Annotated in this window: 17 protein-coding genes; 7 read left to right on the forward strand and 10 right to left on the reverse strand. The window is 65.8% G+C overall.

Annotated elements, in window-relative coordinates; all coding sequences use genetic code 11:
• Positions 1-27: 27 nt before the first annotated feature.
• The gene (locus ACVJ5M_RS37785) at positions 28-1,281 is read right to left on the reverse strand and encodes an MFS transporter (RefSeq protein ID WP_063985097.1); all 1,254 of its coding nucleotides are present in this window, start codon (positions 1,279-1,281) and stop codon (positions 28-30) included.
• Positions 1,282-1,601: 320 nt separating this feature from the next.
• Between ACVJ5M_RS37785 and nadA the strand changes: the two genes are divergently transcribed.
• Genes nadA through nadC form a run of 3 tightly spaced genes read left to right on the forward strand, consistent with a single transcriptional unit; the run spans position 1,602 to position 5,215 of the window.
• A complete protein-coding gene (gene nadA / locus ACVJ5M_RS37790) occupies positions 1,602-2,708 on the forward strand; it encodes a quinolinate synthase NadA (RefSeq protein WP_063985098.1) in 1,107 nt (368 codons plus the stop codon).
• Positions 2,709-2,717: 9 nt separating this feature from the next.
• Positions 2,718-4,325, forward strand: coding sequence for an L-aspartate oxidase (locus ACVJ5M_RS37795; RefSeq protein WP_456679601.1), 1,608 nt, complete (start codon positions 2,718-2,720; stop codon positions 4,323-4,325).
• 11 nt (positions 4,326-4,336) lie between these two features.
• Complete coding sequence (gene nadC / locus ACVJ5M_RS37800; protein WP_063986625.1) at positions 4,337-5,215, forward strand: carboxylating nicotinate-nucleotide diphosphorylase; 879 nt, start codon at positions 4,337-4,339, stop codon at positions 5,213-5,215.
• 107 nt (positions 5,216-5,322) lie between these two features.
• Here nadC and ACVJ5M_RS37805 read toward each other — a convergent pair whose 3' ends face one another.
• From ACVJ5M_RS37805 to ACVJ5M_RS37815, 3 genes are all read right to left on the reverse strand, one after another.
• Positions 5,323-6,777: a cell wall hydrolase gene (locus ACVJ5M_RS37805; RefSeq protein WP_063985100.1), complete on the reverse strand. Its 1,455-nt coding sequence runs from the start codon at positions 6,775-6,777 to the stop codon at positions 5,323-5,325.
• A gap of 506 nt (positions 6,778-7,283) precedes the next feature.
• A complete protein-coding gene (ppdK, locus tag ACVJ5M_RS37810) occupies positions 7,284-10,235 on the reverse strand; it encodes a pyruvate, phosphate dikinase (protein WP_063985101.1) in 2,952 nt (983 codons plus the stop codon).
• Between the two features lie 96 nt (positions 10,236-10,331).
• A complete protein-coding gene (locus ACVJ5M_RS37815; RefSeq protein ID WP_014497329.1) occupies positions 10,332-10,487 on the reverse strand; it encodes a DUF3096 domain-containing protein in 156 nt (51 codons plus the stop codon).
• 223 nt (positions 10,488-10,710) lie between these two features.
• Here ACVJ5M_RS37815 and ACVJ5M_RS37820 point away from each other — a divergent pair, with 223 nt between their 5' ends.
• A complete protein-coding gene (locus ACVJ5M_RS37820; protein ID WP_354099727.1) occupies positions 10,711-11,064 on the forward strand; it encodes a DUF1236 domain-containing protein in 354 nt (117 codons plus the stop codon).
• A gap of 312 nt (positions 11,065-11,376) precedes the next feature.
• Here ACVJ5M_RS37820 and glyS read toward each other — a convergent pair whose 3' ends face one another.
• The 6 genes from glyS to ACVJ5M_RS37850 form a co-directional block, all read right to left on the reverse strand.
• Positions 11,377-13,476: a glycine--tRNA ligase subunit beta gene (gene glyS, locus ACVJ5M_RS37825; RefSeq protein WP_354099728.1), complete on the reverse strand. Its 2,100-nt coding sequence runs from the start codon at positions 13,474-13,476 to the stop codon at positions 11,377-11,379.
• Positions 13,476-14,411: a glycine--tRNA ligase subunit alpha gene (locus ACVJ5M_RS37830; RefSeq protein WP_063985103.1), complete on the reverse strand. Its 936-nt coding sequence runs from the start codon at positions 14,409-14,411 to the stop codon at positions 13,476-13,478. The genes glyS and ACVJ5M_RS37830 overlap by 1 nt, the downstream gene beginning before the upstream one ends.
• Before the next feature lie 223 nt (positions 14,412-14,634).
• Positions 14,635-14,826, reverse strand: coding sequence for a hypothetical protein (locus tag ACVJ5M_RS37835; RefSeq protein ID WP_071916131.1), 192 nt, complete (start codon positions 14,824-14,826; stop codon positions 14,635-14,637).
• 104 nt (positions 14,827-14,930) lie between these two features.
• Positions 14,931-15,839: a S49 family peptidase gene (locus tag ACVJ5M_RS37840; RefSeq protein ID WP_063985105.1), complete on the reverse strand. Its 909-nt coding sequence runs from the start codon at positions 15,837-15,839 to the stop codon at positions 14,931-14,933.
• 151 nt (positions 15,840-15,990) lie between these two features.
• Entirely contained in the window at positions 15,991-16,821 is an 831-nt protein-coding gene (locus tag ACVJ5M_RS37845) for a tRNA1(Val) (adenine(37)-N6)-methyltransferase (protein ID WP_063986626.1), read from the reverse strand.
• On the reverse strand, positions 16,814-17,041 hold the full coding sequence (locus ACVJ5M_RS37850; RefSeq protein WP_014497336.1) for a putative signal transducing protein: 228 nt from the start codon (positions 17,039-17,041) through the stop codon (positions 16,814-16,816). The genes ACVJ5M_RS37845 and ACVJ5M_RS37850 overlap by 8 nt, the downstream gene beginning before the upstream one ends.
• Positions 17,042-17,174: 133 nt before the next feature.
• On the opposite strand from ACVJ5M_RS37850, the gene ACVJ5M_RS37855 reads away from it, so the two are divergent.
• The 3 genes from ACVJ5M_RS37855 to fabF all read left to right on the forward strand — a co-directional run bounded on the left by ACVJ5M_RS37855 (position 17,175) and on the right by fabF (position 20,407).
• Entirely contained in the window at positions 17,175-18,182 is a 1,008-nt protein-coding gene (locus ACVJ5M_RS37855) for a polyprenyl synthetase family protein (RefSeq protein WP_063986627.1), read from the forward strand.
• 445 nt (positions 18,183-18,627) lie between these two features.
• On the forward strand, positions 18,628-19,143 hold the full coding sequence (locus tag ACVJ5M_RS37860) for a winged helix-turn-helix transcriptional regulator (RefSeq protein WP_063985106.1): 516 nt from the start codon (positions 18,628-18,630) through the stop codon (positions 19,141-19,143).
• Position 19,144: 1 nt separating this feature from the next.
• On the forward strand, positions 19,145-20,407 hold the full coding sequence (gene fabF / locus ACVJ5M_RS37865; RefSeq protein ID WP_063985107.1) for a beta-ketoacyl-ACP synthase II: 1,263 nt from the start codon (positions 19,145-19,147) through the stop codon (positions 20,405-20,407).
• The last annotated feature ends 6 nt before the right edge of the window (positions 20,408-20,413 follow it).

Consider the following 20,413-nt stretch of genomic DNA (forward strand, 5'->3'; position numbering starts at 1 on the left):
GACTTGTTTCAGGGGATGTTTAGCCGATCAGGCAGGCTGCGCAACCGCTCGCTGAACCGGTTTCTCCACGATCGGAAGATTGATCAGCGCGGAGAGCACGCCGAACAGGATCGAGAGCCACCAGATCGGCGTATAGGAACCGAACTTTTCGAACACGATGCCGCCGAGCCAGACGCCGAGGAAGCCGCCGACCTGATGGCTGACGAAGGCAAAGCCATAGAGCGTGGCGAGCCAGCGCGTGCCGAACATCAGCGCCACTAGCGCCGAGGTCGGCGGCACCGTCGACAGCCAGGTCAGACCGGAGACCGCGCCGAATGCGATCGCCGAGAACGGCGTGATCGGGAACGAGATGAAGGCGAGCGTCGCAAGCGCGCGCGTGAAATAGATCGCGGAGAGGATGTAGCGCTTCGGCAGCGAGTTCTGGAGATAGCCGACGCTCAGCGATCCCATGATGTTGAACAGGCCGATCGCCGCGATCACCCAGCCGCCGGTTTGAGTCGAGATGCCGCGATCGACCAGGAACGCCGGCAGATGCACGGTGATGAAGGCGAGCTGGAAGCCGCAGGTGAAGAAGCCGAGCACCAGCAACACATAGGAGCGATGGCCGAAGGCTTCGGCGAGCGCTTTCGTAAAGGTCTGCTCATCCGCCGGCGCCGCGTTGGCCGTGGTTGCGACCGGCGGCGTCGAGAGCGCCAGCGACAACGGGATGATCAGCAGCATCAGGAAGCCGAACACGGTGAGCGCCTGCTGCCAGCCGAAATTGTCGATCAGTGCGACGCCGATCGGCGCGAACAGGAATTGGCCGAACGAGCCCGCCGCAGTGCCGGCACCGAGCGCAAGGCCGCGCTTCTCCGCCGGCAACAGCTTGGTGAAGGCCGACAGCACCAAGTTGAACGAACAGCCGGCGAGACCGAAGCCGACCATGACGCCCGCGCCGAGATTCAGCGACAGCGGCGTCGAGGAATAGCGCATCAGCAATAGGCCGCCGGCGTAAAGCAGCGCGCCGACGCACATCACCCGGAATAGGCCGAAGCGATCGGCGACGGCGCCGGCAAGGGGCTGGCCCAATCCCCACAGCAAATTCTGGAAAGCGATCGCGAGACCGAACACGTCGCGGCCCCAGGCGAATTCGTGGCTCATCGGCTGCACGAAGAACCCGAGCGCCGAGCGCGGCCCGAAGCCGAGCATGCCGATCGCACAGCCGCAGAGAATGATGATCGCCGGGGTGCGCCAGGAGGAGGAACGCGAGTCCGGACCGAGTTCGCCCGCTTGAGTGGACATGGGTTCCTCATCAGTCACTGGCGGATCCGGGATAGGCAACCGCGAGTCACGCGTTTAATGCAGATGCATGAAGATCCCAAGTCAAAAATGATTGCGTTCCACGAAGGGCTGCCCATCGCGGCCCTCTCCGACGCGCCGAGCGCGATTTGACGGGAATGTGTGCGGCCGGGGCTAGCGGCCAGCTCGGGCGCGTGTTATCTTTGATTTACTCAGATTGAGTATATGTGAGCTCTAGCGAAACCCACCGGCCCTCTCGGCCGGATTTCTCAGACCCTATATATACTCGCATTGAGCATAATTAGCATTCACGGGAGGCTTCGATGCCCATCACTGGAATTTACGGCCCCGACGACTTTGCCAACCGGCCGCAGGGCCAAGTCCCCGCCCCTCCGCGCGCCATAGCAGCGCGAACCGGCCCCGCGCTGCCGAAGCCCTCACTGGAATGGACTGCGGACGTCGAGCGGGCCACTGCGCCGCTCTATGAGCGCGTGAAGCACGTGATCCCCCCGATCGAGTGGCCGCTGATGGCGCCGACGATCAAGGCAATCAACGAGCTGAAGCAGGCCCGGGGCGCGGTCATCCTCGCGCACAACTATCAGGCGCCGGAGATCTTTCATTGCGTCGCCGACATCGGCGGCGACTCGCTTCAGCTCGCGGTCGAAGCAACCAAGGTGAAGGCCGACATCATCGTGCAATGCGGCGTGCACTTCATGGCGGAGACGTCAAAGCTGCTCAACCCGGACAAGATGGTGCTGATCCCGGATAGCCGCGCCGGCTGCTCGCTCGCGGACAGCATCACGGGCGCGGACGTTCGCCTGCTCCGCGAAAAATTTCCGGGCGTACCGGTCGTCGCCTATGTCAACACCTCCGCAGAGGTGAAGGCGGAGGTCGACATCTGCTGCACCTCGTCGAACGCGGTGCAAGTGGTCGAGAGCCTGAACGCACCGACCGTGATCTTCCTGCCCGATCGCTACCTTGCAACGTATGTCGCCTCGAAGACCGACGTGAAGATCATCGCCTGGAAGGGTGCCTGCGAGGTGCACGAACGCTTTACCGGCGAGGAGCTGCGCGCCTATCGCGAGGCCGACCCGTCGGTGCAGATCATCGCGCATCCCGAATGTCCGCCTGATGTGCTGGCGGAAGCCGACTTCACCGGCTCGACCGCGCACATGATCAACTGGGTGCGCGAGCGGCGGCCGCGGCGACTCGTCATGATCACGGAATGCTCGATGGCCGACAATGTCCGCGCCGAGCTGCCTGATGTGGAGATGCTTCGCCCCTGCAATCTCTGCCCGCACATGAAGCGCATCACGCTCGCCAACATTCTGGACAGCCTGCTCACGCTTGGCGAGCAGGTCACGATCGACCCCGCGCTCGCGGAACGCGCGCGGCGCTCGGTCGAGCGGATGATCAATCTGAAGAATTGAGAGTGAAGCATGCAAGACAACATCCACAATCTCACCCGCAGCACCGATGACGTCGTCATCGTCGGCGGTGGCCTCGCCGGACTCTTTTGTGCACTGAAGCTCGCGCCGCGGCCGGTAACGCTGATCTCGGCCGCCCCGCTCGGACAGGGCGCGTCGTCCGCATGGGCGCAAGGCGGCATCGCAGCGGCCGTGGCTGAAGGCGATAGCCCGGAGGCGCACGCCGCTGACACCATCGCCGTCGGCGGCGGTCTTGTCGACGAGGCGGTCGCACTCGGGATCGCGCGCGAGGCCGCGCCACGAATCCATGACCTGCTCGCCTATGGCGTGCCGTTCGACCGCGACCTCGAAGGCCAGCTCGCGGTCGGCCGCGAGGCCGCGCATTCGGCGCGGCGCATCGTGCATGTGCGCGGCGACGGGGCCGGAGCCGCGATCATTGCGGCGCTGAGCGAGGCCGTGCGCCGCACGCCGTCGATCCGACTGATCGAAGGTCTCGTCGCCGAAGCGCTGTTGACCGAGGACGGCGCGGTCACGGGTATTCAATTGCGCGAGGCCGGCAATCCCGCTGCACGTCCGCTCCTGCTTGCCTCTCGCGCGGTGGTGCTGGCGACCGGTGGCCTCGGCCATCTCTATGCCGTCACCACCAACCCGACTGAGGCCAGCGGCTCCGGCCTTGCGATCGCCGCGCGCGCCGGCGCCGTGATCGCCGATCCCGAGTTCGTGCAGTTCCACCCCACCGCCATCATGGTCGGCCGCGATCCGGCGCCGCTGGCAACGGAGGCGCTGCGCGGCGAAGGCGCGACGCTGATCAACGGCGATGGCGAACGTTTCATGACGGCGCTCCATCCGCTCGCAGAGCTCGCGCCGCGCGACATCGTGGCGCGCGGCGTATTCGCCGAGATCGCGGCCGGCCGCGGCGCCTTCCTCGATGCCCGGCAGGCGCTCGGCACACGCTTCGCCGACAAATTTCCGACCGTGCATGCAAGCTGCATCGCGGCCGGCATCGATCCCGCCACGCAGGCCATCCCGATCGCGCCGGCCGCGCATTACCACATGGGCGGTATCGCGGTGGACGAGCGCGGCCGCAGCTCGATCGACGGGCTCTGGGCCGGCGGCGAAGTGTCCTCCACCGGCGCGCATGGCGCCAACCGGCTGGCGTCGAATTCGCTGCTGGAGGCCGTGGTCTACGCCGCCCGCATCGCCGACGACATCGCCGGCCGCGCGATCCCCTCACCTGCCCGCCTTCCCGATGCGTTGGTGACGTCGCGCGGCGGCACGCCGGACGCTGCCGACGTGAAGCGGTTGCGAACGATGATGAGCGCGCATGTCGGCGTGATCCGCAACAGTGATGGGCTTGCGGAGGCCGTGCGCAACTTCGCCGCAGTCGAACGCGGGCCCGCAAGCATCGCTCTCCGCAACATGGCGGCATCAGCCCTGCTCGTCGCGGCTTCCGCGTGGAGGCGGCGCGAAAGCCGCGGCGCGCATTTCCGCTCCGACCATCCGGCGGATGTCCCCACGCTGGCACAGAGAACGATGACGACGCTCACGGAGGCACGTGAGATCGCGGAGCGCCTGACCGAGCGTCCGCTGCCACGCACCGCCCGACCGATGATCGCCTGATGGAGTTCCCCATGATCACCCCGACGTCACTGCTCTATCCCGACGCCTTCCTGTCGCCGCTTGCGATCGACGAGGCCGTGCATCGCGCGCTCGACGAGGATCTCGGCCGCGCCGGCGACATCACCTCGCTTGCGACGATCCCGGAGGCGACCAAGGCGCAGGCCGTCCTGGTCGCCCGCCAGTCCGGCGTGATCGCCGGCCTGCCGCTGGCGCTGGCGACGCTGCAAAAGCTCTCGCCCGACATCGACGTGCGCGCGCATGTCCGCGACGCCGCACGGGTTGCCCGCGGCCAGCACGTGCTGACGATCACGGGCCCGGCGCGCGCCATCCTCACGGCGGAGCGGACCGCGTTGAATTTCGTCGGCCGGCTGTCGGGCGTCGCGACGCTCACGGCCGACTACGTCGCGCAGACCGAAGGCACGACAATGCGCATCTGCTGCACGCGCAAGACCACGCCGGGATTGCGTGCGCTGGAGAAATACGCCGTGCGCTGCGGCGGCGGCTTCAACCACCGCTTCGGGCTCGACGATGCGATCCTGATCAAGGACAACCACATCGCGGTCGCCGGCGGCATCGGTGCGGTGCTGGAGCGCGCCCGCGCCCATGCCGGTCATCTCGTCAAGATCGAGATCGAGGTCGATACGCTCGCGCAATTGCGCGAGGTGCTCGGCACCGGGCTCGCCGATGCCGTGCTGCTCGACAACATGGACCTTGCGACGCTGCGCGAGGCGGTGCGGCTCAACGAGGGGCGCCTCGAGCTGGAGGCATCCGGCGGCGTCACGCTGGACTCGATCGCGGCCATCGCGGCGACCGGCGTCGACTACGTCTCATCCGGCGCGCTGACACATTCGGCGCCGAATTTCGACTGTGCGCTGGATATCGAGGCGTGAGCCACACCGTCGTGGCCGGGTTGTCCCGGCCATCCACGCCTCGCCTCGCAACACAAAGAACGTGGATGCCCGGGACAAGCCCGGGCATGACGAACTTCCGTGAATGATTACCTTCGCTCGCTCACGCCCATCTCGGCGGAGCTCTTGGCTTCCTGGGCGAGCTCGGCAGAGAGCGCGGCGGTCTGGGCCGGGGTGCCCCAGCTCGGTTCTTCGCTGCCGTCGCCCCAGGCGCGCGGGCGATAGAAGGTGTGGACGCCGGTCTTGTACATCTTCTTCATCTCGGCGACCCAGGACGGACGCACCCAGTAGGCGTGGTAGTGCGTGGACTTGCCCACTTCGGGCAGCCAGATCTGGCCGTCGAGCATCGCCTTCGAAATCTTTTTCGCGCGCTCCCACATCTCGGGCTCGCGGATCACGTCGGCATTGTTGTCGCAGGCGAAGGTGAACTGACACGCCAAATGGCGGTGCTTGTTCTGATAGACCGCGCCGCACACGGTGTCCGGATATTTGCCGGAGAAGACGCGGTTCATCACGACTTGCGCAACCGCCATCTGGCCGCGCACGGCCTCGCCGCGCGATTCGAAATAGACGGCTTCGGCGAGACACTTCTCGGCCTTTGCGCGCGACTTGTCGTCGAGCGCGAGCCGCTCCGCCGGCGATCTGGCGCGCTGGTTGTCGGCGTTGACCTCGCCCTTCGGCGCGACGCTCTCGCCGCTTTCGATGTCCCTGGCGATCTCGGCCGACGGCGGCGACAGCGCGGCCGTCACCTTCATGTCAGGATCGGGCATCACGATCAGCGGCTCGGCGCCGGGCTGCCAGCTCTCGATGCTCTCGAGATTGCCGCCGAGCGAGGAGCTCCCGAAAAACAGGTTCGAGGTCTTGACGCGGAAGGGATCGCGCGGCGCCACGTCTGGAAGGGTCGCCTGCTTCAGCGCCTCGAGCGGCTGGACTGCGAACGCGCGCGCCGCGTCACTGGCTTGTGGCGGATTGGCATATTGCGGCAGCGGCGGCGCACGCAGCGCTTCCTGAAGCTCAGGATCGAGCGCCGCCGCGGACTCCGGCGACATGATTTGTGGCAACGCGGCGGTTTTGGCGCCGAACACCGAGCTGTTCGATGTCGCGGGATCTTGCAGCGCCGGCGCGGCCGATGGTGCGCTCGTCTCGGGAACCTGCGTGGGTGTGACGCTTGCGAGGCGATCCCCCTTCATGGAGCGATCGACCTTGGGAAAATCGGCGGCCTGGTAGCGCGGCGGCGCCTGAAGCGCAGGATTGCGGCTGATCGCGCCGGTGACGTCGCGACCATCGAGGCTCGCGAGGCGAACCATCGCGCTCTGCGGAAGCGACGTGCCGATCGGACGGGAAAAGCTGTAGGTGGCGAGCTGGATCGAGGACGCGGCAGAGAACACCTGCTTCTGCCAGCGCTCGGCGACGCCGGGCTGCCGCGCCAGCAACGACGCGATATCCTGATAACCGGTCTCTCTCGGCATCAATGCGAAGATGCAGAGACCGATTCCGAAGGACGCGAACCGCGCGCCCTTCGGATGGTTACGCAACACTGACATCGACACGCTCACGCTACGCTTACGCCAGAAAAATCGAACCGCAGTACGTCCGTACAATTCGATCTTTATCGTCAATATCCAATTTAGGTTGCCGGGGCGTTAATCGGCGTTGCGCGTGCGGCACACTCAAGCGATTGCAGGTGTTTTCACGGGCAATGATGCACGTTGGTAAACGCCGCCTCTCGTAAAGCGGTAAACATTCGGTCAACGCGAATGGTGAAGGAACTCTTGCGCGCGCGTCTCATTACGGGACGCGGGGGGCTCCATCGTTTACGGGAACCACGTCCCGCAAACACCGCTGTCATGCCCCGGCTTGACCGGGGCATCCAGTACGCCGCGGCTTCTCGATTCAATCACTGTTGTCTCGGAATACTGGATCGCCCGGTCAAGCCGGGCGATGACAGTGAGTGTGGGGCGCTCGCAATGAAGTGTGGGTGGAGTGTGCCTCAAATGAAAGAGGCGGGGTTTAGCCCCGCCTCTTCGCATTCAACACTTCAACGCTGCGCTTACGCCTGGCTCGCGATCGCCTTGCCGAGCGCCGCCTGCGCCGCGGCGAGACGGGCGATCGGCACGCGGTAGGGCGAGCAGGAGACGTAGTCGAGGCCGATATCGTGGCAGAAGGCGACGGAGGCGGGATCGCCGCCGTGCTCGCCGCAGATGCCGACCTTGAGCTGCGGGCGCGTCTTGCGGCCGCGCGCGACGCCGATCTTGACGAGCTCACCGACGCCTTCCTGGTCGAGCGCGACGAAGGGATCGACCGGGAGGATGCCCTTGGACACGTAGGTTCCGAGGAAGCTCGCCGCGTCGTCACGGCTGATGCCGTAGGTGGTCTGCGTGAGGTCGTTGGTGCCGAACGAGAAGAACTCCGCGCTCTCCGCGATCTCTGCCGCAAGCAAGCAGGCGCGCGGCAGCTCGATCATGGTGCCGACCTGGTAGGCGATCTTGGTGTTGGTGTCGCGCATCACGGCTTTCGCGGTGGCATCGATGCGCGCCTTGACGAGGTCGAGCTCGGCCTTGGTGGCGATCAGCGGCACCATCACCTCGAGGCCGACGGCCTTGCCGGTGCGCTTCTCGGCCTCGACTGCGGCCTCGAAGATCGCACGCGCCTGCATCTCCGCGATCTCCGGATAGGCGATCGCGATGCGGCAGCCGCGGAAACCGAGCATCGGATTGAACTCCGAGAGCTCGCGCGCACGGTCGGCCAGGCGCCGCGGGTCAGTGTTCATGGCGCGCGCCACTTCCTCGACCTCGGCATGGGTGTGCGGCAGGAATTCATGGAGGGGAGGATCCAGAAGCCGGATCGTGACGGGCAGGCCCTTCATGATCTCGAACAGCTCGACGAAGTCGGCGCGCTGCATCGGCAACAGCTTGGCGAGCGCGGCGCGGCGCGACTGCTCGTCCTCGGAGAGAATCATCTCGCGAACCGTGCGGATGCGCGTCTCCTCGAAGAACATGTGCTCGGTGCGGCAGAGGCCGATGCCTTCCGCGCCGAACTTGATCGCGGTGCGCGCGTCCTCCGGCGTGTCACCGTTGACGCGCACGCCGATCTTGCGGACCTGGTCGGCCCATTTCATCAGCGTGCCGAACTCGCCGGACAGCTCCGGCTCGATCATCGGCATGCGGCCGGCGAGCACCTGGCCGAGCGAGCCGTCGATGGTGATGACGTCGCCGGTCTTGAAGGTGCGGGAGCCGATGCTCATGGTGCCGCGGCCGTAATCGACGCGGATGGTGCCGCAGCCGGAGACGCAGGGCTTGCCCATGCCGCGCGCGACCACCGCCGCATGCGAGGTCATGCCGCCGCGGGTGGTCAGGATGCCTTCGGCGGCGTGCATGCCGTGGATGTCTTCCGGGCTGGTCTCGATGCGGACCAGGATCACCTTGCGCCCGTCGGCCTGGAGCTTGGCCGCCTCGTCCGAGGAGAACACGATCTCGCCGGAAGCCGCACCAGGCGAGGCCGGCAGGCCGGTCGCGATCACGTCGCGCTTGGCGTCGGGATCGATGGTTGGATGCAGCAGCTGGTCGAGCGAGGCGGGATCGATCCGCGTCACCGCTTCCTTCTTCGAGATCAGCCCTTCATTGGCGAGCTCGACCGCGATGCGCAGCGCCGCCTTGGCGGTGCGCTTGCCGCCGCGGGTCTGGAGCATCCACAGCTTGCCCTGCTCGACCGTGAACTCCATGTCCTGCATGTCGCGGTAGTGCTTCTCGAGCAGCGTGTAGATCCGCGTCAGCTCCTTGAAGGCTTCCGGCATCGCCGCTTCCATCGACGCCTTGTCGGAACCGGATTCCTTGCGCGCTTCCTCGGTGATGTCCTGCGGCGTGCGGATGCCCGCCACCACGTCTTCGCCTTGCGCGTTGATCAGGAACTCGCCGTAGAGCTTGCTCTCGCCGGTCGAGGGGTTGCGGGTGAAGGCGACGCCGGTCGCCGACGTCTCGCCCATGTTGCCGAACACCATGGCCTGCACGTTGACCGCGGTGCCCCAGGATTCCGGAATGTCGTGCAGCTTGCGATAGGTCACTGCGCGCGCGTTCATCCAGGATGAGAACACCGCGCCAATCGCACCCCAGAGCTGGTCGTGCGGATCCTGTGGGAAATCCTTGCCGGTCTCGCGCGCGACCGCGTCCTTGTACTTGCCGACCAGTCCGACCCAGTCCTCGGCGCTGAGGTCCGTATCGAGCGTATAGCCCTGGCTGTCCTTGAAGGTGTCGAGGATTTCCTCGAAGTGATGATGCTCGAAGCCGAGCACCACGTCCGAATACATGGTGATGAAGCGGCGATAGCTGTCATAGGCGAAGCGACGGTCACCCGACAGTTCCGACAGCGCTTCCACGGTCTCGTCGTTCAGGCCGAGATTGAGCACGGTGTCCATCATGCCCGGCATCGAGGCACGCGCGCCGGAGCGCACGGAGACGAGCAGCGGGTTTTTGACGTCGCCGAACACCTTGCCGGTCAACTTGCCAACATGGTCGAGCGCCTTCTCAACCTGCGACTGCAATTCCTTCGGATAGGATTTGTCGTGTGCGTAGAAGTAGGTGCAGACCGAGGTCGGGAGGGTGAAGCCGGGAGGCACGGGAAGGCCGAGATTGGCCATCTCGGCGAGGTTGGCGCCCTTGCCGCCAAGCAGGTCGCGCATCTCCGTCCGGCCCTCGGCCTTGCCGTCGCCGAACGTGAACACCCATTTGCCGGCCTTGGCCGCGGCTGGCGCCGCCTTGGCGGGCGCGGCCTTTTTGGGGGCGGGCTTCACGGCAACCTTCGGCGCAGCCGACTTGGTCGCAGCCTTCGCCGCGGGCTTCGCAGCCGGCTTTGCAGCCGACTTTACAGCCGCCTTGGCGACCGGCTTCGGGGCGCTCTTGGCGAGTGCCTTGCGAGCCGCCGGCGCGGCCTTCGCCGCGGCGGAGGACTTTGATTTCGCTGGCGTTTTCGCTGGAGTTTTATTGGGCTTCGAGGCGGCTTTGGCCATAGCTTGCACACAACCTGCGAGAGGAAAGGGAAATCGCGCGCCTTACACCACTTTGGGCAGGCCCGCGCAAGTCGAAGAGTTCCGGAAAATGAAGGCCTAGAGATGGAGCCACTTCAACAATCCGAGCCCGATCGCACCATTTATGATGAGAAAGATCGCGACGATCAGGTTGAGAAGGCGCGGCATGATCAGGATGAGCACGCCCGCAAGCAGCGACAGAAGCGGCGAGATGTGGGCGACGGTGATGTGCATGAATTGTCTTTCCGTGACGTGAGGCGAATCGCGGCTGGATCATACCGGACCGGGTTCCGCGGGTAGAGACGCACAAGGCGCGAACAGGTTCCCGGCTTCGCGAAAACTGCCCGAAATTGCCGCTGATGCGGCAGGGCTTTTCCCGGAACATTGCGAAGGGGACATGCATTGGCAACCGGTCGCGCCAGTAGCGCCGGCTGAAATCAGTTCGAAGGAGTTGCCCATGCGGAACAGGATTCTCGCCCTCGCTGCGCTTGGCGCCGCGCTCGGCTCGCCGATCGCAGCGTTTGCGCAATCCGGTCTCACCGTTGGCCGCGCGCCTGTCGTCGTCGACAGCGGCCCGACGATTGCGGTCGAACAGAGGCCGGCATTCCGCGAATATGTCGTCGAGCAACGTGTGCCGGCCTTCCGTGTCCCGGATCGCGTGGTGGTCGGCGCCACCTTACCTGAAAGCGGCGTCACTTATTATGACGTGCCGCAACGTTTCGGCGCCACCACCTACCGCTACACCGTCGTAAACGGCGCAACCGTGCTGGTCGAGCCGCGCTCGCGGCGCGTCGTCGAGGTGATGGATTAGATTCTCGTCTGAACGCGTTTTCTTCACGCGAACCGGTATCCACTTCGCTTGAAAACGCTTCCGATCAACTCGATGTCCGGCGTGTCACTTCAATCAGGCTGGCGCGCATCGCGTAGTACGGACATCAGGCCCCGCCCGGTTCTCCCCCCGCCGGGCGGGGCTTTTTTGGGCGTCGTCTGTGCACGCTCTCGTGTCCCGGGCAAGCGCAGCGCGACCCGGGACCCAGAAGCTACGAGCACGAGGTTAACATGGGCCCCGGCTCTGCAGCGCACCGCTGAAGAAGCGCTGCGCTGCGTCCGGGGCACGAGAGCCTCAATCCTGGATCTTCGAGAAATCCGCGACCGCACGCGTGGCGCTGCGGATTTCGTTGAGCAGCTTCAGCCTGTTCTCACGCACCTTCGGATCGTCGTCGTTGACACGAACCTTCTCGAAGAACGCATCGACCGGCGGACGCAGCTTTGCCATCGCGCTCATCGCGGCGGCAAAGTCTTCCCTGGCGACAGCGGCGCTTGCTTCCGCCTGCACTTCGCCGATCGCCTTCGCCAGCGCCTTCTCCTCATCGAGGCCATAGAGCGCAGCATCCGGCGCACCGTCGAACGCGCGCTTGTCCTTCTTCTCCTCGATGCCGAGGATGTTGCTGGCGCGCTTGATACCAGCGAGCAAGTTCTTGCCGTCATCGCTCTCGAGGAACTTGCCGAGCGCCTCGACGCGGCGGACGATCATCAGGAGATCGTCCTGGCCGCCGAGGGCGAACACGGCGTCGACGAGATCGTGCCGTGCGCCCTGCTCGCGCAGCTGGACCTTCAGGCGATCGGCGAAGAAGGCGAGGAGATCGCTTGGAAGCTTCTCCGCATCGGCCGACTTCAGCGACAGGCCCGCGAGTGCAGATGCCGCCACCTTCATGAGCGACAGACGCAGGTTGTTCTCAGCGATCAGCCTGATCACGCCCAGCGCCGCACGCCGCAGCGCATACGGGTCCTTGCTGCCAGTCGGCTTCTCGTCGATCGCCCAGAAGCCGACGAGCGTGTCGACCTTGTCGGCAAGCGCGACGGCGACACTGACCGAATCGGTCGGCACGCGATCGGTCGGGCCCTGCGGCTTGTAGTGCTCCTCGCACGCGGCGGCGACAGAGGCATCCTCGCCCTGGGCCAGCGCGTAGTACTTGCCCATCAAGCCCTGCACTTCCGGGAATTCACCGACGACTTCGGTCAGCAAATCGGCCTTGGCGAGATGCGCGGCACGCGTGGCCTTCGCGACGTCGGCACCGACCAAAGGCGCGATTTCGGCGGCGAGGCGTTCGATGCGCTTGATGCGTTCCGCCTGAGTTCCGAGCTTCTCGTGGAACACGATCTGCTCGAACTTCGGCAGGCGGTCTTCAAGCTTCGTCTTGAGATCGGTCTCATAGAAGAACTTCGCATCCGACAGGCGCGGACGGATCACGCGCTCGTTGCCTGATACGATAGTCTTGCCGCCGTCGGCCGCCTCGATATTCGCCGTGAGGACGAACTTGTTGGTCAGCTTGCCCGTCTTGGAATCCCTGACGACAAAGCACTTCTGGTTGTTGCGGATGGTGGCGCGGATCACCTCTTCCGGGATCGCGAGATATTCCGGCTCGAACGATCCCATCATGACGACGGGCCATTCGACGAGGCCCGACACCTCGTCCAGCAGCACCTGATCCTCGACCAGCTCGAACCCTTGCGCGAACGTCAGCTCCTTGGCATCGGCGAAGATGATGTCCTTGCGCGCCTGCGGATCGAGGATGACTTTTGCAGCCTTCAGCTTCGCCTCATAGTCCTCGAAGCGGCGTACTTTGATCGCCGCCGGCGCCATGAAGCGATGGCCGTAGGTGGTCTGGCCGGTCTCGATGCCGTCGACCGAGAATTTGACGACATCGGGCTCTTCAGTTTCAGGCCCGAAGGTCGCGGTGATCGCGTGCAGCGGACGCACCCAGCTCAGCGAGCCGGGCTTGCCGGAGCGCGCGCCCCAGCGCATCGATTTCGGCCAGGGGAAGGTGCGGATGATGACCGGCAGGATTTCCGCGAGCACGTCGATCGCGTCGCGGCCGGGCTTTTCGATCAACGCGATGTAGAAGTCGCCCTTCGGGTCGCGCTGGATCTTTGCTTCGTCGAGCGAGTTTAGACCTGTCGCTTTCAGAAAACCCTGCACGGCCGCATCGGGCGCGCCCATTTTCGGACCGCGGCGTTCGGTTTTCAGATCGGGCTGGCGCGCGGGGATGCCGTGCACGGTGAGCGCAAGGCGACGTGGCGTCGCGAACGCCTTCGCACCCTCGTAGACGAGGCCTTCGGCGACCAGCTTGTCGGTGACCATGCGGCGCAGATCGTCGGCCGCCTTGGCCTGCATGCGCGCGGGGATTTCTTCCGAGAACAGTTCAAGCAAAAGATCGGGCATCAGGCCGCTCCGCCCGCTTCAGTATGGATCCAGGCCTCGCCGCAGGCCTTTGCCAGCTCGCGCACGCGAAGAATGTAGCTCTGCCGCTCGGTCACGGAGATCACGCCGCGCGCATCGAGCAGGTTGAAGACGTGGCTGGCCTTGATGCACTGGTCATAGGCCGGCAGCGCCATCAGGTGCGCTTCGCGCTTGCCGTCCTTCCAGCCAGCTTCGAGGTATTTTCTGCACGCCGTCTCCGCCATCTTGAACTGCTCGAACAGCATCGCGGTGTCGGCGACTTCGAAATTGTGCTTCGAATATTCACGCTCGGCCTGCAGGAACACGTCGCCATAGGTCACCTTGGCGTCGCCCTCGCGGCCGTTGAAGTTGAGGTCGTAGACGCGGTCGACGCCCTGCACATACATCGCGAGGCGCTCGAGCCCATAGGTGAGCTCGCCGGCAACAGGCGCGCACTCAAATCCCGCGACCTGCTGGAAGTAGGTAAACTGGCTGACTTCCATGCCGTCGCACCAGCACTCCCACCCCAAGCCCCAGGCGCCCAGCGTCGGGCTTTCCCAATCGTCCTCGACGAAGCGGATGTCGTGCACGGCGGAATCGATGCCGATCGCGGCGAGCGACTTCAGGTACAGCTCCTGAAGGTTCGGCGGCGACGGCTTCATGATCACCTGGAACTGGTAGTAGTGCTGCATCCGGTTCGGATTCTCGCCGTAGCGGCCGTCCTTGGGCCGGCGCGAGGGCTGCACATAGGCGGCGTTCCAGGGCTTTGGCCCAAGCGCGCGCAGCGTCGTCGCCGGATGGAAGGTGCCTGCGCCCATCTCCATGTCGTAGGGCTGCAGGATCACGCAGCCCTGCTCGGCCCAGAACCGCTGGAGCGCGAGGATAAAGCCCTGGAACGAGCGTTCCGGGCGCATATGGGCGGGCAATGAGGCGTCCATCGTCAGATCAGGCTCTCGCGGGGGGTTTTGAATCGCGCGGGACCGTATCGACGGCGGGGATGGGAATCAAGGCAAAGGGGGCGGATTCGGGCCGATCGCCTTGGTCCGGAGACGGTGCGGTAGGGTGGGCAAAGCGAAGCGTGCCCACCATCGTCACCACAATTGCAAAGGGAATGGTGGGCACGGCGCAAGAGCGCCTTTGCCCACCCTACGGCAGCGCGGCCTAGCCGGGCCGATACGCTCCGGTCACGGGGTCACGTTTCAGCTTCTGAATATCCCCGGCATGGGCGGCTTCAGCGACGCGCGACAGGCGCATCTCCTCCAGCTCATGGTTGATCCGGACAGCGGTCTTGTAGGCCCAGCGGACCACGGCAAGCCCGCCCAGGACGCCCGCGAAAGCGACAAACGGCGGCATCGGTCGATCCTTGTCTAGTGCTCAGCCCCCACGCACATTCTTGCGCAGACCGGGCCGCGCCGCAATTGGCTCGGCCCGGACCAAATGGCGCGGGAGGGTGTCGCCTAGAACCCGAATTTCGCCCAAATCGCCCGCGTCTCGACCGCCGAGATCAACTCGTCCGGCAGGCCGGCCATTGATTCCATGGCCGAAAGCTGGCCCGCACCGGGCGATTTCCGCCCCAAAAGGCCCGAGAGCAGACCGGTCGGCTGCGCAATCACAGGGGTGAGAACCTTCTCGCCATAGCGGGCACGAAGAGTTGAGCGGAGATCGCCGATGCCGTCGGCAAGCCCCAGCGCGATCGAACTCTCGCCGGCCCAGTATTCGCCGGTGAACAGGGTGTCGTCGGCGCCCTTCAGCCGCGCGCCGCGGCTCTCCTTCACCAGCGCGATGAAGATCTGGTGGATCTCGCGCTGGAGCGCCTTCAGCCTCGCCACGTCGTCGGGGTTTTCCGGGAGGAACGGGTCGAGCATCGCCTTGTGCGCGCCGGCCGTGTAGAGCCGCCGCTCGATGCCGAGCCGCCTGATTGCCTCCTGGAAACCAAAACTGCCGCCGACCACGCCGATCGAGCCGAGGATGGAGGACGGATCGCATATGATCTCGTCGCCGGCGCAGGCGATCATGTAGCCGCCGGACGCCGCGACGTCCTCGACGAAGACCAGCACGGGCAGCTTCTTCTCCGCCGCGAGCTGCTTGATGCGCAGATAGATCTGGCGCGACTGCACCGGCGAGCCGCCGGGCGAATTGATCACCAGCGCCACCGCCTTGGCGTTCCGGTACGAAAATGCCCGCTCCAGCACCCGCGCGACGCCCGCAAGCGTCATGCCCGGGCGCAGCGGCGTCACCGCACCGATCACACCGGACAGCCGCACCACCGGCACCACCGCGGTGCCGGGACGGAAGCGCGCCGGCAGATATTGCATGAGCTTGTCGGCCAGGCCGGAACCCTCACGATCGTTCAATTGTTCGGCCATGCCGTTACCTCTGCTTAACCATTTCTTATCACGCGACTGTCATTGGAAGTGCCCGGAACGTGTTTTGCAGATTCCCCGTTGGGAAGCTGCAATGAGGCAGCGGAGAACACCATGAAAATCTATCTGCTGTTGCTGCTGGTCGGTGCGCTGTTCATGGCGATCCGCCTGACGACCCCGCAAGAGCAGCAGTCGGAATCGCTTCCGCAGTAAGTCGTCGCGGCTCCGCCAGCGGCAAGAGCGCCCTCCCCTCCAGAATCTCCGTCACCTGATTTTTAGGCACGCCTGACTCGTCGTTGAGCATGAGGCCCGGCAGCAGTCGCGTCGGAGCCCGGCCGCCTTTGACGGCGCGCACCAGTACGCGGATCGCGGGCCGTCCCGCCTCGCCGTGAACCGGCAGGATCGACAGGCTGCCGAAGCCGCGTGACAGCGCAGTCAAGACCTCCGCGATCCCATCGGCGCGCCAGATCAGGGTCAGCGCGCCGTCCGATCGGAGGATGCGCCGCGCCGCATGCACCCATGCATTCAGCGTCTCCTCCCTCGCAACATGCGCGGTGCGGCGCGCCTGATCGGGCGAACCGCGATGGCGCGCGGGATCGTTGAAGGGCGGGTTCATCAGCACCACGTCGACGCTGTCGGGCGCGAGGCCATTAGCCGCAAACGCCTGTGCGTCGGCCGTAACGTCGAGCACGATCGTCTCGGCGGCGATCGCATTCGCCGCCGCATTGGCGCGCGCGAGTTCCGCCAGTTCCGGATCGATCTCGACCAGGCTGAGGCTGATTCCCGCGACGCGCCGGCCAAGCGCCAGCCCGGCGGTGCCGATGCCGGCACCGAGATCGACGACGCGGTCGCCCGCCCGCGCTTCCGTCGCCGCCGCGAGCAGGATGGCGTCATGCCCGGCGCGGTGGCCGGACCGCTTCTGCTTCAAGCGCAATTGCCCGCCGAGAAAGGCGTCCTCGGTGAAGTCTGTGACGACGTCAATCATCGCCGCGCAGTTCATGGCTGAGGCCGGCCTCGGTGAGGAGCTCCCTGGCCTCCTGGGCGTCATCCTCATGGACCAGGATCCGCCGTGGCAGGATACCCAGCGAGCCCTCGATAATGCTCATGTTCTGGTCCAGCACCAGATGATGGATGTTGGCGCCGTCGAGCAGCGCGCCGATCGCCGACACCAGCACCATGTCGTTGGTCCGAACCAGTTCACGCAAAACGCACGTCTCCTGCCTGAAAGGGGCTAAAGCGGCAAATGTCAATGGTTCCGCGGCACTTGCCGCATCCGCTGCCAGTTTCTATTGTATTTGCATCAGAATAGCCCCTCCGGGGCAAATATTGGAGACCGGCGTGGCCGTCATCGTACCTTTCGAAACTCCCGGCGCGTCGATCGAACAGCTGGTTGCCCTTGTCGCTGGTGACATGGAGCGCGTCAACGCCACGATCCTGTCGCGGACCGGCTCCGAGGTCACCATGATCCCGGAGGTCGCCAACCACCTCATCTCCTCCGGCGGCAAGCGCCTGCGCCCGATGCTGACGCTCGCCATGGCCAACCTCGCCGGCTACACCGGCGACGGTCACATCAAGCTCGCTGCCTCCGTCGAATTCATGCATACCGCGACGCTCCTTCACGACGACGTCGTCGACGAGAGCGAGATGCGCCGCGGCAAGCTGTCGGCGCGAATGCTCTGGGGCAACGAGGCGAGCGTGCTGGTCGGCGACTTCCTGCTCGGCCAGGCGTTCCGCATGATGGTCGAGGTCGGCTCGCTCCGCGCGCTCGACATCCTGTCCGCGGCCGCCGCCACCATCGCCGAGGGCGAGGTGATGCAGCTTGCCGCCGCCAAGAACACCGCGACCACCGAGGACGAATATCTCGCCGTGATCCGTGGCAAGACCGCGGAGCTGTTCGCGGCCGCCTGCGAGGTCGGCCCCGTGATCGCCAACCGCCCGAAGGCGGAGCAGACCGCCTGCCGCTCGGTCGGAATGAATCTCGGCATCGCCTTCCAGCTCGTCGACGACGTGCTCGACTATGGCGGCAAGAGCGCCAAGCTCGGCAAGAACACCGGCGACGATTTCCGCGAGGGCAAGATCACGCTGCCGGTCGTGCTCGCCTTCCGCCGCGGCAACGACACCGAGCGCGCCTTCTGGATCCGGGCACTCGAGCGCGGCGAGATCGGCGACACCGACCTCGACCACGCCCTCGGCCTGATGAACAAGCACCGCGCGCTGGAAGATACGCTCAGCCGCGCCCAGCACTACGGCGCCATGGCCGTCGACGCGCTGGCGCTGTTCCCGTCCTCGCCGATGAAGAGCGCGCTGGAGCAGGTGGTCGCGTTCTGTCTGGCAAGGTCGCATTAGGCGCGAGGGCCTGACGCTCTTTCCACGTCGTCATTGCGAGCGCAGCGAAGCAATCCAGAATCCCTCCGCGGGAACAGTCTGGATTGCTTCGCTGCGCTCGCAATGACGGAGAGCTAGGCAACGGCGCATTCCCTCTCTTGTCCCGGACGCGCTGCAGCGGGAAACGCTGCTGTGCAGAGCCGGGAAGCGACACGCAAGGCTCTCCGCAACATGGGCCCCGGCTCTGCAGCGCACCGCCAAGAGGCGCTGCGCTGCGTCCGGGGCACGATAGCGGCTATCCGGCGGCTACCTTAAATCCCACCACCAGACCTGCTTTCACATACTTACCGCTCGCCCGCCGCGCACCTCACCGCCAGCCCCACCTCCGCATCCTCACCGCTCACTCTACCCGCCGCCGCCTGCCCAGTGACTTGCATTTTGCAAGCCACTCTCCTACGTTCCCGCCATGCAGCCCAAATCCCCCTCCATCCTGGAATGCCCGGTCGGCCGCGCTGTTGAGACGGTCGGTGAATGGTGGAGCATCTTGATCCTGCGGGATGCGTTCCAGGGCGCGACGAAGTTCGACGAATTCTCGCAAGGTCTCGGCATCGCGCCGAACATCCTGTCGCGGCGCCTTGCCCATCTCACCGAGAGCGGCATGTTCGTCCGCCGCCGCTATCATGAACGGCCGCCGCGTTACGAATATGTGCTGACGGAGAAGGCGCGGGATTTCTTCCCTGTGGTCGTGGCGCTGCTGGCCTGGGGCAACAGGCATCTCGCGCCCAAGGGCGAATCCATCGTGCTGGCGAATCGGAGTGACGCTCGCCCGTTCGATCCGATCGTGGTCGATGCCGCCGAGATGCGTCCGATCACCCTCGCCAATGCGGTCGTCGTCCCGGGTCCCCGCGCCAGTCGCGGGATGCGCAAGCGGCTCGCCTCGCTCAAAGCCATGAACCCGGCCGTTGCGCCGGCTGGAGACTGACATGCGTCGTATCGTCGTGACGGGAATGGGGGCGGTGTCGCCGCTCGGCTGCGGTGTTGAACTGTCCTGGCGCCGGCTGCGCGCCGGCCAGAGCGGGCTGCGCCCTCTGCCGGAATGGTCGCAGGCACTGCCCGCGCGCATTGCCGGTCTCGTGCCCGACAAGGCCGACGATGCCGAAGGCGGCTTCGACCCCGCGCAAGCTGCCGCGCCAAAAGACCAGCGCAAGATGGACCGCTTCATCCTGTTCGCCCTGCTCGCGACCGCAGAGGCGGTCGCGCAGGCCAGATGGGCGCCGCAGGATGCGAGCGCACAGGAACGCACCGCGACGATCATCGCTTCCGGCGTCGGCGGCTTCCCGGCAATGGCGGAGGCGGTGCGCATCACCGAGCAGCGCGGCGCGCGCCGGCTCTCGCCCTTCACCATCCCCTCGTTTCTCGCCAATCTCGCCGCCGGCCACGTCTCGATCAAATACGGCTACAAGGGTGCGCTGGGCACACCGGTCACGGCCTGTGCCGCCGGCGTCCAGGCGATCGGCGATGCCGCGCGCATGATCCGTGCAGGCGAAGCCGATGTCGCGATCTGCGGCGGCGCGGAAGCCTGCATCGATATCGTCAGCATCGGCGGCTTTGCCGCGGCCCGCGCGCTGTCGAGCGGATTCAACGGCGAGCCCGCGCGCGCTTCGCGCCCGTTCGATCGCGACCGCGACGGCTTTGTCATGGGCGAAGGCGCCGGTATCCTCGTGATCGAGGAGCTGGAGCATGCGCTGGCGCGCGGCGCCTCCCCGATTGCGGAAATCGTGGGCTACGGCACGACGGCGGACGCCTATCACATGACGTCGGGCCCGCCCGACGGCGACGGCGCCCGCCGTGCCATGGAGATCGCGCTGCGCCAGGCGAAGCTTGCGCCCGCGGATTTGCAGCATCTGAACGCGCATGCGACGTCGACGCCGGCCGGCGACGAGAGCGAGCTCGGCGCGATCGCCGCGCTGTTCGGCCGCAACCGCGGCATCGCGGTCAGCGCGACGAAATCGGCCACCGGCCATCTGCTCGGCGCCGCCGGCGGCCTCGAGGCCATCTTCACCGTCCTCGCCTTGCGAGACCAGGTCGCGCCGCCGACGCGCAATTTCGAAAACGCAGATCCCGGCGCTGATGGCATCGACATCGTCGCAGGCAGCGCGCGGCCGATGCCGATGCTCAACGCCATCTCCAACGGATTTGGCTTCGGCGGGGTGAATGCCAGCGTGATCTTCCGCCGGATGGGCTGAACGAGA

This window comes from Bradyrhizobium sp. S3.7.6, assembly GCF_054061875.1.